The organism is Coxiella-like endosymbiont (assembly GCF_024730665.1).
In the GTDB taxonomy this organism is placed as follows: domain Bacteria; phylum Pseudomonadota; class Gammaproteobacteria; order Coxiellales; family Coxiellaceae; genus Coxiella.
The window spans coordinates 251,598-268,204 of record NZ_CP084737.1 but is presented as its reverse complement, the minus strand read 5'-3'; the positions used below and the strand labels follow the sequence as shown (position 1 = coordinate 268,204).

Genomic DNA, 16,607 nt, shown 5'->3' with positions numbered 1-16,607 from the left:
TAGATTCTTAATTTCAAATTAGGTAGCATCCTTATGAACTTTTGCGGGTGTAGTTCAATGGTAGAACGTAAGTTTCCCAGGCTTATAATGTGGGTTCGATCCCCATCACCCGCTTGATATAAAACCGGAGAGCTTTATGTAGTTAAAAGTTTACTCAGAGCGATCAGTATGTTTATTATCAAATAGGCCGTATAGTTAAAATCCTGGTTAGGAAAGAGACAATCAATCCTTTAAAATTAAATACCAAACATGTCAATGGACGAAATATGCACTCGAAACAGTTTGCTTCAGCGATATTGAATTGGTTTGAACACCGCGGTCGCCATGATCTTCCGTGGCAGAAAAATATCACGCCTTATCGTGTTTGGATCTCAGAAATTATGTTGCAGCAAACTCAAGTTTCTACGGTGATTCCTTATTTCCAATGCTTTATGAAAAGCTTCCCAACCATAAAAGCGCTGGCGTTAGCAAAAATTGATGACGTTCTTGCTCACTGGTCAGGTCTTGGATACTACGCGCGTGCCCGTAACTTACATCGAACAGCTCAAATTATTCATGCGACGTATCGAGGTCATTTTCCAAAAACTGTAACAGCATTATCCGTTTTGCCTGGCATCGGCCGCTCAACAGCAGGTGCTATCTTATCATTAGGAATGAACAAATATGCCATTATTTTGGACGGCAATGTAAAACGCGTGTTAGCCCGTTTTTGTACTATTGATGTTCCTATTAACCAAAAAACCGGGATTGATTTGTTATGGCACTTCGCCGAAAAGTACACACCTAAAAATCATGTCCGGGATTACAATCAAGCGATAATGGATATTGGTGCAATGATTTGTACACGCACAAAACCAAAATGTGTTTTATGTCCTTTAAAAACGGGTTGTTCTGCCTATCAGCAATCACGTCAAATGGAATTTCCTGCTAAAAAAGCCAAAACTAACCGACCTAAACAAGCTATGCATATGTTATTGTTGAGAAATGCTGAAGGAGATATTTTGCTTCAGAAGCGTCCGCCGGTAGGAATCTGGGGGGGTTATGGGGCTTCCCTGAATGCCCAATAAACGAAAATATAGAGGCCTGGTGTCAAAGAAAGCTTAGTATTAAAGCGACTGTACAGGAACAATGGGATTCTCTTTTTCACAGATTTACTCATTTTCAACTGGAAATTAAACCGGTTTTGCTACAAATTAAAATAAAAAAATTCAAATTATAGAATGTGAGCCGCAAATGTGGTATAAGGGAGGCTCGGCACTGCCCGGAGGTATTTCAGCCCCGGTAGCCCGTTTACTGAATAGACTAACACAACGAATTTCGCTAGTATGAAAAGACGCATTTTCTGTAAAAAATTAGGCAAAGAAGCTGAGGGTCTTGATTACTATCCTTATCCTGGTGAACTTGGAGAACGAATTTATGAATATATTTCCGAACAAGCATGGCAAGCATGGCTTAATCATCAGACAATGCTTATTAATGAATATCATTTAAGCTTAATTGAACCTAAATCTCGCCAATTTCTGAGAGAAGAAATGGAAAGATTTCTTTTTGGGACGGACAGTGAGAAAGCGAAGTATGGGCCGGACGGAAACTCTAATGAGAAATAATATTGACTTAAAAAGAAAGCTCAAGCACTATAAATCTACTGTAGTGGCCAGATAGCTCAGTCGGTAGAGCAGAGGACTGAAAATCCTTGTGTCGGCAGTTCAATTCTGCCTCTGGCCGCCGCCCGCCCTCACCCGTGAGATCAAAACAAATCGGAGTAATTATCTTTGCTTTGCATAATGGCTTTTTTACGCACAGCCGAAGCTTCTTGCTTTAATCAGCGCTCTCATGAGAGAGCCCCAACCATATTAGTTCTCAATTCCCTCTGAGATGACACGGATCAATTCACTGTTTCGGCACACTTTTTAGAAGAACAGATCAAATTGCGCTGTCACCACATTGTCGATTTTGCCAAAATCAGTCACCACATTAACAGGTACAGCGTCCGGCATTGGGGGGGGGGTTTCCTGTTAAAGAAACAATAGCGCTGTCACGATAATTTATATCGTGACGGTATTCTAGCGCCAAGTTTGTATCTCTCCAAATATTTATGTTATAGAAAATACTGTAGCGATCTTGAGGCAATCCGAGAGCCAATGCTTGACTAGTGTGACCGTAACCAACGCCAATGGAGCTGGTTTTAGAGCCTGTTCTGAACCTATAGCTTGCTTCGGTATGAAAAGCTGTTGGACGTCGTCGTGCTCCCTGGTTGGTAAAACTGATACTGATGATGTCGTTGACATCAAAGCTTCTCATCGCCCCTACGTATTCCGTGAAAAACACTACCGGATTGATAGCTAGAGTGCCATAAACATTCAAGGCAGGAACATGATGTCTTATATTTTCTATGTTTAACAACATCTTATCTTGTATCTCTTGGAAATCTACGAAGCTGGAAATATAACCAGCACCTATTTCACCACTCAGACGACAACCATTGTCAAATTCATAACCAACGTCTGTTCCCCACTCATTGTTTTGATTGCTACGTGCAAGGTTATTATTGTTGCTTAATCCCTGGAAGCCATATACTTCTGTATGGAGTACATTATTGTTCTTGCCCATTTTCTGATAATAGCCAAAGGTTAAAGTGCGCGCTTTAGTGCGTCCCAGCGCTTGGGTCACTGGAGCAGTTACCATGAGGCTACTGTAACGGCCAAAGGGTATATATACTTGCCCAATGCTTATGTAAAAAGGAAATTGACTTAAATTTCCGATGGCAATAAAAGCTCTGTTCATGAAGAGTCGAGAACCGTATCGGTGCTCATCAGGAGCATAATCTAATGCCATATAACCTGACACCCAAGAGTTACCTTGTACATAAGCATCCAATTCAGCGCCGTTAAAAATATTATCTTTTTGTAGGCCGCCGGTATAAGCGCTCCCATAAGAAATTTGACTTTCCAGCTTTCCAGTTAAAGTCAGTCGTGGCAAGTCGGGTGTAGGTATATCTAACTCATGGCATTCCTGTATAAGCTGATATTGTTGCGCCAGTAATCGAGAGTCTTCTCGAACAGTGGGCACATTGATTATCAATTTAGATCCATCAAAGATTGCATCTTTATTCAAATAAGGCCCGATACCTAATGAAGAAGAAGTATGGTACTCCTGGTATTGTCTGTTATTGTATTTTTTCGCTTGATAGCAACTAGTCATTCTAGAAGGAGTTTTCTTTTGCTTTTGCTGAGCACTCCGCTCAGTGCTCGGTCCACTAATTTGTGCCTTCACCTTCAGGTAATTAATTCGTTTGTTAATTTGTTGGTCAGATTCAGGAGCATTTCCTGCTAATGTGATAGTAAAAGCGCTAAAAACACATAAACCCAATGCAAAAATAAGAAATTTAAACGGCATGGCGTCGTCCTCTTTCCTCTCATAATTTTCAGGTGGAGCAAAAGTAATAACAGTTTGTATTTCTTGTACACCGTCAAACTCAGGTATAGCATAGCACATACATCTTATGCAATACTGAAATAAAGAAAAATTTTTGCTAAATTGATGATTTCGCGTGTTTATGTACATACCATTATCAAACAATTTCTTTAAGTAAAAGAAAATGGCAAGAGGGGAAAGATTATTTCACAATTAGGCAATACCGATGACGAGGAGGATAGATGTTTCAACTTGATCTTTTAAATGACCCACTAGAGCAGTTTAAACTATGGTACGATGAAGCTGGAAGAAATAAAGTGAGTAATCCTGATGCCATGGTTTTAGCAACGGCAAATTTAAAAGGTAAGCCTTCGGCTCGTACCGTTTTATATAAAAACATTACTAAAGGTGGGTTTCTTATTTTTACCAATTATCACAGTCGGAAAGCGCTCGAACTCACAGAAAATCCCCATGCCGCTTGGATATTTTATTGGCCCAATATTTATAAGCAAGTGCGAGGGGAAGGGCATGTTGAACGATTAACACGTGAAGAGTCAGAAACATATTTTGCAACACGACCCTATGAAAGCCAAATTAGCGCTTGGGTATCAGAGCAAAGTCAGGAAATTCCTAGTCGCGAATATTTAATTTCTCGTTATAAAACATATCTGGAAAAATTCGAAAATGAGGTGTGTTGCCCTGAATATTGGGGTGGTTTTCGTTTAATTCCCAATCAAATAGAATTTTGGATCGGGAAAGATCATCGTTTACATGATCGCTTTTGTTATGTGAAAGAAAATCACCAATGGAGAATTATTCGTCTTGCGCCTTAAAAACTAGATAAGTGCTTCACTGCCGCCTGACCTTATTGCGCACAACAGGAACTCTTGTTTATGGGTTTGCTTGAGAGAAGTCGCTATATTTCGTTTAGAAAGATTAGTAGGAGTAGCGTCGTTATCTCAAAGGTGTAGTCGTCCTATAAACTAAGCCTCATTGAATTACTTCTAGAAGAAAGGCTCTAAGCTCATGCCGAGTGGCTCTTAATTTTTTCTGTGTTTCAGTGAGGTAATTTTTATAATCTTCTAATCTCAAAATAGTGTAACTCCCTTCCAGTTCTTCAAGCTGAGCTAGCAAATGATGGATTCTTTCATAAATCGGCTTCACTACTATTTTTGTTATTTCTTCAGAAATAAAAGCCAATCGTCTGGTATCAATGTGTAAACGATATTTGATCATTCGACATCGTTCAACGCGCTTTAAGTCTGAGGCAAAACCTATACGAGATAATAAGTAAATTAACCATTTTGTCGGGTCGAAATGAAAAAATCGTACTCCATTTCGATAATCAATAGGAAATTGATGGTGAAAATTATGGAATCCTTCGCCAAATGTAAGAAGTGCTGTCACCCAATTATCTTTAGCAGAAGAGCCTTTATAAGTTCGTTTTCCAAACATGTGGCAAAGTGAATTAATAAAAAAGGTCGATTGATGAAGAAAAGCAATCCGCAAAGTACCAGCAACAATCAAACCTCCCAGCGGGTCGCCCCATAAAGCTCCTATTGCCATTGGTAATCCAAATCCCATGATGACTGCAATAACAGGGAAAAAACGATGTTGAAAACGATAAATTGGATCAGTTAATAAATCTTGCACATTGCTAAAATCACGCTTAGAGGGATCTAAAGTAAACAGCCAGCCGATATGAGCATACCAAAATCCTTTTTAATATTGTAAGGATCTTGATTGGTGTCTGTATAACGGTGATGATTACGATGATCAGTCACCCATTCTAACACGCTGCCTTCAAAGGCTGCAGCTCCAAAAAGAGCAAAAAAATCGGACCGGCCAGATCGCTCGATAACTTCTATGTGCTGCTAATCGATGGTACCCCGCTGTCACAGATAGCCCGCAAACAATGAACATTCCGGCAGCGAGAATCCAAGTTGGCCAACGAATTAAACCAAAAACTATTAAAATTTGGGTTCCTGCGATACCTCCAATGGTCGTTAGGATGATGAAGAGAGTATTAGACCAGTTAATTTTATTGTTTTTTATCATGATATTATCTCAATTCTTCTATTGTTTAGTTTAACACAATAGCGACTTAAATTTATTTGGAAAGTAACTCAGTTCATCATCATACATCATCATCATCAGTGAGTCGAGAAAGTATGAGGTTGGGGCTTAATAAAATAATGGTGATTATTACTATAATCACCATTATCATGAGCCTAGCGAAATTTTTCTTCTTTAAAAGACAATTCAATATAGAAATAATGAGATTATGACTTTTGATAATTCACCACTGCCATTATTCGACTCGCTGAAATGGATTAATCAGACAAGAATATTTTCTTCATTTTATCTTTATCCCAGCTATTGCTATCAAGATATTGAAAAAGCACTAGGGTTTTTAAAGTGTTATACTGGTAATCTTGGTACATTCAATTCTTATCGGAGAGAAGTAGAGCGTTTATTGCATTGGTGCAGCTTAGTTGCAAAAAAAACATTGGCTGACATAAAACGTCATGACATAGAGGCCTTTATAGTCTTCTGCCAAAATCCACCTAAGCACTGGATTAGTATAATAAAATTTCCGCGCTTTGTTGAAAAAGAAGGGGTACGCCTTCCTAATCCATGTTGGCGCCCTTTTGTATCTGTTATTTCTAAAGCTCATCATCGAAAAGGAGAAAAACCGAAGATAGAAAATTTTGAATTATCTCAAGGAACTTTAAAAGAATTATTTGCTATTTTAAGCAGCTTTTATAATTACTTATTACAGGAAGAATACGTTCATGCTAACCCTGTAGCACTTATCCGCCAAAAAAGTAAGTTTATTCGTAGAGTTCAGGAACAACCAAAAATCAGGCGTTTATCGGAACTACAGTGGCGATACGTCATTAGAACTGCAGAAAATCTCGCTAGTACAAGTCCCAATATCCACGAACGCACCCTTTTCATTGTTTCTGCACTCTACTCAATGTATTTACGAATCTCAGAACTTGCAGCTAATTCTCGCTGGATACCGATGATGAATAATTTTTTCTGGACAGCAATAGCGACTGGTGGTTTATGACCATAGGTAAAGGAAATAAACAGCGTCAAATCGCGGTTAGCGAAGCTATGTTATATGCATTAAAGCGATGGCGTAGATATCTTAATTTATCGTCCCTTCCATCCCCAGCCGATAATTCTCCTCTACTACCACGAATAAGAGGGAAAGGCTATATTCAAAGCACTAATTATATTCGAAAAATTGTCCAATATTGCTTTGATCAGGCAATTAAACAATTAAAAAGAGACGATTTTATAGAAGAATCAGAAACACTACTTGAAGCTACCGTTCACTGGCTGCGACATACTGGCATTTCTGATGATGTAAAAATCCGCCCTCGCGAACATGTTCGAGATGACGCTGGGCACAGCTCAAGTACAGTCACAGACAAATACATTGATATTACACTTCAAGAACGGCATCGCACTGCTAAAAAGAAACCTATTAATCCGCACTTTGACACCGCGGAATCTGAAGCGCCAGAAAAAAGCCAATAAAGGCAATAAGTGCAGCCATATACATTCCACTACTAAAAGCGAACGTATAAGCATGTACCGCAACGGCATGAATAACATTCACTTCCTGAGGAGATAATTGAGCGACAACCTGTCTCGAAGAAGTTGTACCCGCTAGAATGCCATTAATTTGAGAGCCATGAATCTGTGCCAGCGAGCCCGTCGCATGAGAAAGCCAATTAGAAATTTTTATCTGATTAACATAAGAAATTACTGACCCGATAATAGCAAGTCCAATGGAGCTTCCTAATTGCCGAGAAGCTCTTAAAATTCCGGAACCCACTCCTCTTTGATGAGCTTCTACTGCAGCCACTCCTGTCACCATTGAATTTGAAACTACCAACGGTGTAGCAAGCCCTAATAAAAGAAAGCCTGGGAACATATAGACATAATTATGAGTCCAGGAAGTCATGCCAACCCACAGCATGCTGGCAACAACAAACGCAGCTCCAAAACTAATCGACATACGCGGCCCAAAACGATCGCCAAGATAACTGGAAAAACGACTCCCTAAAATAAGTGGTAAAGTGACAGGAAGCACTGAAAGTCCCACCATTCCAGGAGAAAATCCTATCACATTTTGCAGAAAAACCATCCAAAAAATAAAAGAAATAAATGTCGCCCGCATGATAATCAACATCAAAACCGTCATCGTAAAAAGTCGATTCTTGAAGATATCTAACTCAACTAACGGATTTTTTAAACGCTTTTCTACCATGATAAAAGCTATTGCCGCTAGAAAACTAATTGCAAAGAGACTCCAGATCAACAGCGAGGCCCACCCAAAATCAAAAACCTCCATTAATGCTAAGATAAAACAAGTCACGCAAACAGCAAGTAAAATAAAACCTAGCCAGTCAATTGAAACTATTTCCGTGCGCTCCTCCTCTTTTAAAATAAATTTAAGCGTTAATGAGATGCTAAATAAAGCTAGAGGAAGATTAATGCCAAACACCCAACGCCAACTCAAAAATTGAGTTAATGCACCGCTCAATAATGGGCCTACAGAGAGTGCTATAGAAGCAATACCAATGTAAATACCCATTGCTCTAACACGTTCTTCCTCCGAAAACGCATTGATAACAATTGCGCCCGTTGCAGGGATCATAAAAGCGCCGCCGATACCTTGAATAGCTCGACTAATAATAATCCACATACCAGACTCTGCCACTGTGCAAGAAAGAGATGCCAAAATAAAAATGATAGTTCCTATCAAAAAAGTATAGCGATGTCCAAATAAATCTCCCAGTTTTCCTCCAAAGATTACAACTGCTGCAAGACTTAAAAGATAAGCATTAATTATCCAATGTAGTATCTGATTACTTGTATTAAGGTCTCGTTGCATTTGCGGCAATGCAATAGAAACTGCCGTTTGATCAATGAAAACTAATGACAAAGCTATCGCCATTGCGACTAAAATCCACCATTTCCGATCTTTACAATCAGCTTTCATAATATTAAAGATTATACTTCAGATCATGGTTATTACAAAAATCAGATCATGGTTATTACAAAAATCAAGTAACAATCGTTCAACCATTCATTAAAATTTTCCTTTTTTCCAGGTAGTAGTACGTCTCTGGTGCAACAACAATAACGTAGTAACAATTTCCTGTAAACTATCAAGAAGTACACTTTACCAAATAATTCTTGCTAAACTCACTGAGCGCAATCAGTATGTACACGGATTGACAAAAAACTCCGAAAAATAACAAGCTGTTTATGCCTCTCAATTCGTAACAACATTTATTGCGTGATAGCTCACCCTAGTTTTCGTGGAATTAGGGACTATTCTCCGAACCTCTTTTTATTTCATTATACTTTCCGCGGTGCTACGATAGACCTCTTGGTTTTTAAAGCTTTTGTGTTGTACTCGGAAAATATATTAATTTTTCTTTGATTTTTATGGTAATCGCATTTATTTATGCGATATCAGCATTAAACGATAGGGTCGCTGATGAAAGACTCCAATTCTAAACGATCTTAGCCAGAGTTTTTATTTTAATAATAGTTTGGAAAATCAGATGATGATCATGACAAACTGCATCTGGTTCAGCTGACTGGATTTCTTTAAGACTGCCATAACCATAAGTTACACCAATGGAACGCATTTTATTAAATTTAGCACCACGGATATCATAGTGTCGATCACCAATCATCAAACTTTTTGTATTACTTAAATTATGTATGTTAAGCACATACCCGATTAAATCTTCTTTATAATCACGCGTCCCGTCTAATTCTGAACCGTGAACACTAGTGAAATAGTCACGCATATTGAAATGATCAAGAATTTTGCCCGCATATTTCCAAGGTTTTGAGGTTGCAAGATAAAGTTTATAGCCGTAATTTACTAAGTTTTCTAAAGTATAGTGAATGCCATCATAAGGTTTATTTTCGATAGCACAACGATCCACATATCGCTCTCGATAAAAATCAATAGCTTTTTTAATTTGCTTTTTGTCATCAGTATTAAGCAAGTTCGAAAAGACATCGGTTAAAGGTGGGCCAATGATCCATGCAAGTGCATCCATCGTCGGCGGCTCTACATTCATTTTTTCAAGCGCGTATTGAACGGATTGAGTGATTCCCTCTTTAGAGTCGGTAAGTGTCCCATCCAAGTCAAAAAGTAGGTATTTAATATCTTTCATAGCGCAGCTGTTATCTAAACCGATAGAGCTCCTCTCCCAGTTGGTTAGTTTTCGCCACTAATCCGCGCGTTAACACAGGGCGTCGCATTGTCAACAACATAAAGAACTCATCTAAGCGGTGCTTAAGCCAAGGCAAACCTGCCAACCCTATAACTACAGACAATTTTTTGCTTCTAGTCAGGCAACAACTAACCTCCTCTGTTATTCTGAGCTGCAGGACATAAAATAGTTTAGAGAGAGTGTTCTGAGCATAGAATGAATGGGTCTCTCAATTCAGAATAATAATTTACAATCAAGGGCACAAAACTTCGTGATGTATTAATTATTCCGCTGATAAGTTTCCTTGACAAATAAAGTAACAATACTCGCAATAAATAATCCAATTGGTATAATACTTAATGCGATGATATAATGGTGCGCTCTGTAAACGCGAATGCCATCTTCGAGACGGCCATCCCATAACCAATCTAAAACGTCACCTACTATCGGTTGGAAGATAAACCCACCCATCATAATAACAAAATTTATAAATGCAATAGCTGTGCCAGAGATTTTATGTGGATTGTTTTCTTTACTCAGTGTAAAGCATAAAGGATGGGGACCACAACAAAGACCAAAAACGAATAGTAAAGGGTACAAAAAGCAAATGGACAACCCATGCCAAAATAAAATGATACTAGACACAATCGTCGCCAACGAACAACCAATTAACAAAGGTATTCGACGTGTCCTAAAAATATCAGAAAGCGCACCGCTGATAAAACTCGACAAAATCCAACCCATTAACATTGCTGATACACCCCAAGCTGCCTGTTCTCGCGTCAAATGATGTACATATCGTAAGTAAGGGATTGCCCACAGATCTAAAAATACTGACGAAGGTAAATATAAAAGCGCGCCTACAAGACCAATCAGCCACATTTGTGAGTTTCTCATCATACCCCACAAATAATTGCCCAATTGTCGGTAATTTAAGGCAGCTATTTCAGCGCCCGCCGTTTTTTCTTCTCTGGGCTTATCTCGAATAATCAAAAATATCGATAGAATTAATATTATTCCAATAAAAAGAGGAAAATACATTGCGAATCGAAATCCGTAGGTACTTATACTGTGAGTCAAAAAAATATCTGTAAAAATAGCAGCCACCATTCCAAAACCCGTCACGGCTCCAGTCGCTATCGCAAAATACTTCCGAGGTAGCCAGATTGAAGCTAATTTCAATGCAGTGACGTAGGCAAAAGCAGCGCCGAAACCTACCATAAAACGGCCAATTAAAGCGATATCAAATAATTTAAAATAAGCGAAAACAAAAGTACCTAACGTACTAATCATCGAGGCAATAATTAATGAGCGACGCGCTCCTACTCGATCTACTATCACACCAACTGGTAATTGCATCGGTGCGTATGCAAAATAGTAAAATGAAGTTAATAATCCAAATCCTCCAGCCGTAATACCAAAATAACTACTTAATTCGCATTCCATCACGCTAGGATAAACGCGCAAGAGGTAAGCAAAGCAATAACAGGAAATACCACTAAAAAAAACTATCCATGCAATGAGCTCCCTGCGCTGTCCAATAGATGACTGGACCGAAACATTGTTTTGTAGCAACACTCTATTTTCTTCACAACACTCTTGATCTTCCATAGAAGGTTCCCTATTTTGTGGGTCATTCAGGGTCTATAACTACCTGATTGATTCAATAACGTCAATGGGCTCCTATATTTAGACTACATTAATCCTTTGCCATCGATCGCGTTTCGGCCACAGACACCTCTGCACCTATCAATTGTGATAAAGTAACTCTTCCTGTCATCGCGCCAGCCCAATCGTAGAGATCTATCATACGATTATCACACCATTTAAATTTGGCTTCTCTGTTCTCAATATCTCATAAGGTTTTGAGTGTGCAGCGACATTTGCTCAATACTCTAAAGCGCTTAAGCAGCAACCTCTTACGCTAGTTGCAAAAACCAAGATAGTCTTTAATGTCTTGAACAAGAAGTCAAGAATAAAATTATTTTTTTCTTTATTTGGGTAAGAGAAAAATAATGTACTAAACGTTTTCAATATTGTACATAAACAGACTGCCCAGGCAATTATTGTAGCCGACCTTCATTCATCTATTTCTTTTTTCTATGGACTGCTGTAAACCACCAGTGTCCTATTGCCGTACGAAAATTGCTTCGCAACCAATAACGAGTTCAGAAGTAATTGGAACGCCAAATAAACAGATAGTACTACTTTTTCCTTAACAATAAATTACATATCCACCTATGTGCCACTGTATAAATTTACAATACATTCAGCTTCGCATGTACCACTCTATCTGCCGAAAGAGCGTGCTGCGGTTAGATCTTGCGGGACAAAAGATAGAATTTTATATAAAAATAAAGTCATCAGTTAAATAAATTACTCTCATTATTTACTACATTTCCCGCTGTAGAGTACTCGAATACAGCAGCGCTTCATTGTTTCCCAAAGTTAAAGTTCTTTGATCTACCGAAAAGCTTTGCCAACATTAAGAAACCACAATATTATTGAGAATAAGAACTTTTCAGGATAACTCACCACGAACAGCGGGACATAAGAGCTTCCGCTAAACAAGAATCTGCTACAGTACCATTTGCCATAATGCCAGAATGGAAATTAGTAACGGCAATTAATCCGACAAAATAGAATTTTTTCATTGAATTATTAGGATTACATCCACTTTTTATATACTACTCTTAATGGTGTTTGTATCTATTGCGCCGACAACCAATCTATATCTTCCCCATTACAAACCCTGTTTTAGCTGATCACACACACACTTTCATTTCTTCACAAAATACGAATTGTTTATTAGAAAGATAGCGCGCCCGGAGGGATTCGAACCCCCGACCAACCGGTTCGAAGCCGGCTACTCTATCCAACTGAGCTACGGGCGCCTACTCGGCTGGGTTAGCATCCTAGCATAGTAAAAAGGAAACCGCGAGATTCCGTAACTTGCAATATTCAGCTTTATGCCCCATTATATGGTCATCCAGTTAACTTAGGGAGATAAAAATGACTAAAATCATCCAAAAACAACCTCGCAGTAGCCTTTTAGGTCATTTACAACAGGATATCAATCGTTTATTTGAGCCTTTCGGATGGGCAACTGAAAGTGAATTGTGGGATACCTTCCCCAGCGAGTGGTCTCCTAGTATCGATATCAAAGATAAAGGTTCTCATTATCTTATTTGTGCCGATGTCCCCGGCGTAGATCCAAAAGAAATCGAAGTTTCGATGGAAAATAATGTCTTAACCATTAAAGGCGAAAAAGAGACAAAAGCCGAAGAAAAAGATGAAAATTATTTACGTGTAGAACGAACCAAAGGTTCATTTATGCGGTGGTTCAGTCTACCTGAATCGGTAGATCCAGAACATATCAAAGCAAAAAGCAAATATGGCGTTCTGGAAATCACCGTTCCCAAAGCGACTATGAGCACTTCGAAAAAAATAGAGATTGAGGAATAAAAATTTAAAAATTGATTAGTAAAAAGGAACACTTTTCCTACAAAATTATAGGAGAGGTATAGTGATTCACCTATAACAAAGTGGTAAGATCAAATAAAAAATGATTGACCAAAAAAGTCAGTTAGGTGTCGTTCCTACTGCGGTTTTGCTCTTCCACGTGTAAAAGCAAAACCGCCTGTGGGGAGGTTATGTTCATAGAAAAGCTACCTCACAATCTCATTGATCAATGCGAATGATTCTCATCTTCTTTAATGTCTCGCTAATGAGAGCATCAGAGGGCAATTTTTCTTCTATTTTAAGGATTTCTCTTTCCTTCGCTTTTGTTTCTGGATTTTTAGGCGCAAATAATGTACAACAGTCCTGATAAGGTCGATTAGAAATACGAAACGTCCCTATTTTCTGAGCTATTTTAATAATTTCTTGCTTATCAAAACTGATTAAAGGACGTAAAATCGGTAAATCAGTCACCTTATTAATAATCGAAATATTTTGAATAGTTTGGCTTGCTACTTGCCCTAAATTTTCTCCTGTTATTAACGCATGATACGAGGATTTTGCAACTTTTTCAGCAACGCGCATCATAAAACGCCGATGAAGAATAGTCCATGTTGATTCAGGACAATTTTTATTAATAGTTTCTTGTACATGAGTAAAATAAGGAACATACAAATGAATAGCCCGCAACTTCCAGCGCGTCAAAATCTGAGCGAGATCAATTACCTTCTCCTTTGCTTTTTCTCCTGTGTAAGGGAAACTATGAAAATAAATAGCATCGATAGCCATACCCCGTTTTAATAACGTCCATCCTGCCACCGGGCTATCAATACCACCTGACAATAACAACAAGCCACCTCCTCCTATACCAACTGGTAACCCACCAGGCCCTTTTCCATAATCCTCACTGCTATAAATAAATATTCCTTCATCTCGCACTTCAATAAAAAGTGACAACTCAGGATTATTTAAATTAATTTTCCAATGAGGAAAACGGGAAAGCACTATCGCACCTATTTTTTTGTTTATTTCCATTGAGTCCAATGGAAATAATTTTGAAGCACGCCGTGCATCAACTCGAAAGCTTAGTGAATTTAATCCTAATATTTCAATACGTTGCAAAACTGCTTTCTCAACTGCCTCGAGATTAGTATGCAACGTCAGACGATCAGCTACAGCAAATCCTACAATACCAAAAACCCGCTTCAACGCTTTGCTATAATGAAAAACTTGTTTTTCTTCAGTTAAATGTAGATAAAATCGACCACGTTGTTTTTCAACAGCTATTGTATTTTCACCAGTTGCAAGACGAATATTTTCCACTATCAATGATTCAAACTGATGGCGATTTCTTCCTTTAAGTGCAATTTCACCATATTTAATAAGAATAACTTTTTTCATCTTATAATTGTTTTTAAATTATCGAGTATTTCATTGAGACACTTTAATGTATACCTAATTTCTTCATCGGTATTATATCGTGAAAAACTGAACCGAATAGCCGATTGAATACGTTTAGCCGGTAATCCAACCGCCTTTAGGACATGGCTTGGTTTTCGTTTCGTACTACCACATGCTGAACTTGCAGAAACATAAACACCTTTTTCTTCAAGGGAATACATCATTACCTCTGAAGGAATTGAACCGAAAGAGACATTGATTGTATTCCTCAAGGCATCATATGGCGAATTAATAACAACATCAGGAAGTGCCTTTAATCCACGTATAAAATAGGTTCTCAATTTTTGCCAATGTTCCTGAAGATTAGCTAATTGGCTATAGGCCAACTCAGCTGCTTTTGCTAAACCAATAATACCCTCTACATTTTCAGTGCCAGAACGGAGTCCTCTTTCCTGTCCGCCACCTGAAATCAACGGTTGCAGAGGTGTTTTATCTTTAATATATAAGGCCCCGCTACCTTTGGATGCGTGAAATTTATGGCCACTGATTGAATAAAGATCGATATCAGTGAGATCAATTTCCTGCTTTCCAAAGGCTTGAGCCCCATCCGAAAAAACGAGGGTCTGTTTATTTTTTGCTTTTACTGCACGAGCAATGTTATTAATAGGATTAATTGTGCCTAGTTCATTGTTAATGTGCATCATAGCGACGAGAATTGTATCCGACTTTATTAAATCAGATACCACTTCAGGTATAACCTTTCCTGTTGAATCCACCTCAACAAAATCAACTGAAAACCCAAACTGCTTTAAAGAAGACACGCTAGCTAAAACTGCATTATGCTCTGTAGGCGACGTAACAATGTGATTTCCATATCGCTTCATTGCCTGAGCTGCTCCCTTAATTGCTAAATTAACGCTCTCCGTTCCTCCTGATGTAAAAACAATCTCCTGTTCGCCTACCCGCAACAGCCTACCTAAACAGCGCCGTGCCTTGCTGACTGCCCGCTCTGCTTCAACGCCTAATCGATGTAAACTCGAGGGATTCCCATAATATTTTGAAAAATAAGAAAAAAGCTCCAGAGCTATTTCTGGCGCAACGGGGGTAGTGGCATTATTATCAAGATATATTCCCTTCATGGACAGGTATTATATCGCATTTTAATCCACTCTTTTCTTTAAAAATCCGCGTCACTTATCAAGGAGAGTAATATGCACGGAATTCATGAGTACTATGAAAAGCAAACAGAGAGAGGTTCAAGGGAATAGCTTAAAAGAAGCCACACTTTTTTGTCCAAAGAGTATTTTTTTCCCCATTTTATCGTACAATGCTGTCTGCAGAGCATGGATTCGTTACGGACCTTTTTCTCTTCGAGTGACAGTTCCTGACATTCTTGCGAAAGCGTTTTTGTTTCTACAACTGAGGAAAAATGACGATGAGTCAAAATAAGATCTATGTGGGGAGCTTGTCATACGATGTGACGGCTAAAGACCTTCAATCCTTCTTTGGCCAATATGGCGACATCGAAGATGCCAGAGTAATTATGGATCGCGATACGGGCAAATCTAAAGGCTTTGCTTTTGTTACTTTTGCTAACCAAAACGCAGCACAAGCCGCGTTACTTGCAGACGGAACAGAAATGCAAGGGCGTAAAATTCGAGTCAACATCGCACGGGATAACCCAGTCGGTGGCGGTGGTCGTAGCAGCGGTAGCGGCCGCGGTCGCAACGGCGGTGGCGGTAGAGGCTCGTCTCACTTCTAATGTATTCTTTATCATAAAGAATCAACAAAGCGAGGGAAATTACCTCGCTTTGTTTTGTTATGCAAACAAGATTCTTGTCTTACAAATAGATAGATTATTGAGACATCTATCTGGATCTTGTTAATATCACCGGCATAGTCCTTCAATACACTCTAAATCTTATAAAAAATTTCGAATAGCATACGTCGCTGGATTTTCTCACCTTAGTATAATATTTTGATACCTAGGATATTCAACTTTTGTCCTATGTCAATTTTATCAATTTCTGAAATTTCCATTGCTTGAAGTCGCTATCAGAAAATTGAAAATCC

The 16,607-nt window shown here is 38.6% G+C and carries 13 protein-coding genes, 3 tRNA genes and 3 pseudogenes; 9 read left to right on the top strand and 10 right to left on the bottom strand.

Annotation, left to right across the window (positions count from 1 at the left end):
- Positions 1-43 precede the first annotated feature (43 nt).
- The 5 genes from LG660_RS01145 (at position 44) to LG660_RS01130 (ending at position 1,725) form a co-directional block, all read left to right on the top strand.
- Positions 44-114 (top strand) — tRNA-Gly (locus LG660_RS01145).
- Positions 115-266: 152 nt separating this feature from the next.
- Entirely contained in the window at positions 267-1,067 is an 801-nt protein-coding gene (mutY, locus tag LG660_RS01140; RefSeq protein ID WP_258267550.1) for an A/G-specific adenine glycosylase, read from the top strand.
- A complete protein-coding gene (locus LG660_RS04390; protein WP_373566702.1) occupies positions 1,031-1,219 on the top strand; it encodes an NUDIX domain-containing protein in 189 nt (62 codons plus the stop codon). Before mutY ends, LG660_RS04390 begins: the two co-directional genes overlap by 37 nt.
- A 106-nt stretch (positions 1,220-1,325) precedes the next feature.
- The gene (locus LG660_RS01135) at positions 1,326-1,607 is read left to right on the top strand and encodes an oxidative damage protection protein (protein WP_258267549.1); all 282 of its coding nucleotides are present in this window, start codon (positions 1,326-1,328) and stop codon (positions 1,605-1,607) included.
- A gap of 45 nt (positions 1,608-1,652) precedes the next feature.
- A tRNA-Phe gene (locus LG660_RS01130) sits at positions 1,653-1,725 on the top strand.
- A gap of 249 nt (positions 1,726-1,974) precedes the next feature.
- Here LG660_RS01130 and LG660_RS01125 read toward each other — a convergent pair.
- Positions 1,975-3,495 (bottom strand): LbtU family siderophore porin, encoded by a 1,521-nt coding sequence (locus LG660_RS01125; RefSeq protein WP_309137052.1) that lies wholly within the window; start codon positions 3,493-3,495, stop codon positions 1,975-1,977.
- A 161-nt stretch (positions 3,496-3,656) separates the two neighbouring features.
- On the opposite strand from LG660_RS01125, the gene pdxH reads away from it, so the two are divergent.
- Positions 3,657-4,247 (top strand): pyridoxamine 5'-phosphate oxidase, encoded by a 591-nt coding sequence (gene pdxH / locus LG660_RS01120; RefSeq protein WP_258267548.1) that lies wholly within the window; start codon positions 3,657-3,659, stop codon positions 4,245-4,247.
- A 157-nt stretch (positions 4,248-4,404) separates the two neighbouring features.
- Here the strand turns inward: pdxH and LG660_RS04385 are convergent.
- Positions 4,405-5,472, bottom strand: a pseudogene (locus tag LG660_RS04385) (acyl-CoA desaturase).
- Between the two features lie 226 nt (positions 5,473-5,698).
- Between LG660_RS04385 and LG660_RS01110 the strand changes: the two are divergent.
- A pseudogene (locus LG660_RS01110) lies at positions 5,699-6,966 on the top strand (tyrosine-type recombinase/integrase).
- On the opposite strand, the gene LG660_RS01105 reads toward LG660_RS01110, so the two are convergent.
- The 6 genes and pseudogenes from LG660_RS01105 to LG660_RS01080 form a co-directional block, all read right to left on the bottom strand.
- Complete coding sequence (locus tag LG660_RS01105) at positions 6,914-8,437, bottom strand: MFS transporter (RefSeq protein ID WP_258267546.1); 1,524 nt, start codon at positions 8,435-8,437, stop codon at positions 6,914-6,916. The pseudogene LG660_RS01110 and the gene LG660_RS01105 sit on opposite strands and share 53 nt — an antisense overlap.
- 520 nt (positions 8,438-8,957) lie before the next feature.
- A pseudogene (locus LG660_RS01100) lies at positions 8,958-9,641 on the bottom strand (HAD family hydrolase); the annotation flags it as partial.
- 4 nt (positions 9,642-9,645) lie between these two features.
- A complete protein-coding gene (locus tag LG660_RS01095; protein WP_258267545.1) occupies positions 9,646-9,798 on the bottom strand; it encodes a hypothetical protein in 153 nt (50 codons plus the stop codon).
- Positions 9,799-9,953: 155 nt separating this feature from the next.
- Positions 9,954-11,285, bottom strand: a complete 1,332-nt coding sequence (locus tag LG660_RS01090; protein WP_258267544.1) for an MFS transporter — start codon at positions 11,283-11,285, stop codon at positions 9,954-9,956.
- Positions 11,286-12,205: 920 nt separating this feature from the next.
- Positions 12,206-12,328 carry a hypothetical protein gene (locus LG660_RS01085; RefSeq protein WP_258267543.1) on the bottom strand — a complete coding sequence of 41 codons (123 nt, stop codon included), beginning with the start codon at positions 12,326-12,328 and terminating at the stop codon, positions 12,206-12,208.
- Between the two features lie 166 nt (positions 12,329-12,494).
- Positions 12,495-12,568, bottom strand: a tRNA-Arg gene (locus tag LG660_RS01080).
- A 118-nt stretch (positions 12,569-12,686) separates the two neighbouring features.
- On the opposite strand from LG660_RS01080, the gene LG660_RS01075 reads away from it, so the two are divergent.
- The gene (locus LG660_RS01075; protein WP_258267542.1) at positions 12,687-13,139 is read left to right on the top strand and encodes an Hsp20/alpha crystallin family protein; all 453 of its coding nucleotides are present in this window, start codon (positions 12,687-12,689) and stop codon (positions 13,137-13,139) included.
- Positions 13,140-13,355: 216 nt separating this feature from the next.
- Here LG660_RS01075 and thiI read toward each other — a convergent pair whose 3' ends face one another.
- Together thiI and LG660_RS01065 are read right to left on the bottom strand one after the other, a co-directional pair.
- On the bottom strand, positions 13,356-14,534 hold the full coding sequence (gene thiI / locus LG660_RS01070; RefSeq protein WP_258267541.1) for a tRNA uracil 4-sulfurtransferase ThiI: 1,179 nt from the start codon (positions 14,532-14,534) through the stop codon (positions 13,356-13,358).
- Positions 14,531-15,673 (bottom strand): cysteine desulfurase family protein, encoded by a 1,143-nt coding sequence (locus LG660_RS01065; protein ID WP_258267540.1) that lies wholly within the window; start codon positions 15,671-15,673, stop codon positions 14,531-14,533. The genes thiI and LG660_RS01065 overlap by 4 nt, the downstream gene beginning before the upstream one ends.
- A 338-nt stretch (positions 15,674-16,011) precedes the next feature.
- Between LG660_RS01065 and LG660_RS01060 the strand changes: the two genes are divergently transcribed.
- Positions 16,012-16,296: an RNA-binding protein gene (locus tag LG660_RS01060; RefSeq protein ID WP_373566694.1), complete on the top strand. Its 285-nt coding sequence runs from the start codon at positions 16,012-16,014 to the stop codon at positions 16,294-16,296.
- Positions 16,297-16,607: the final 311 nt, after the last annotated feature.

What these genes read in the sequence shown, in the direction of transcription:
- LG660_RS01105 (WP_258267546.1), bottom strand. Translation starts at nt 8,437, where the DNA reads ATGAAAGCTGATTGTAAAGATCGGAAATGGTGGATTTTAGTCGCAATG.
- LG660_RS01090 (WP_258267544.1), bottom strand. Translation starts at nt 11,285, where the DNA reads ATGGAAGATCAAGAGTGTTGTGAAGAAAATAGAGTGTTGCTACAAAAC.
- LG660_RS01075 (WP_258267542.1), top strand. Translation starts at nt 12,687, where the DNA reads ATGACTAAAATCATCCAAAAACAACCTCGCAGTAGCCTTTTAGGTCAT.
- LG660_RS01125 (WP_309137052.1), bottom strand. Translation starts at nt 3,495, where the DNA reads ATGTGCTATGCTATACCTGAGTTTGACGGTGTACAAGAAATACAAACT.
- pdxH (WP_258267548.1), top strand. Translation starts at nt 3,657, where the DNA reads ATGTTTCAACTTGATCTTTTAAATGACCCACTAGAGCAGTTTAAACTA.
- LG660_RS01085 (WP_258267543.1), bottom strand. Translation starts at nt 12,328, where the DNA reads ATGAAAAAATTCTATTTTGTCGGATTAATTGCCGTTACTAATTTCCAT.
- thiI (WP_258267541.1), bottom strand. Translation starts at nt 14,534, where the DNA reads ATGAAAAAAGTTATTCTTATTAAATATGGTGAAATTGCACTTAAAGGA.
- mutY (WP_258267550.1), top strand. Translation starts at nt 267, where the DNA reads ATGCACTCGAAACAGTTTGCTTCAGCGATATTGAATTGGTTTGAACAC.
- LG660_RS01135 (WP_258267549.1), top strand. Translation starts at nt 1,326, where the DNA reads ATGAAAAGACGCATTTTCTGTAAAAAATTAGGCAAAGAAGCTGAGGGT.
- LG660_RS01065 (WP_258267540.1), bottom strand. Translation starts at nt 15,673, where the DNA reads ATGAAGGGAATATATCTTGATAATAATGCCACTACCCCCGTTGCGCCA.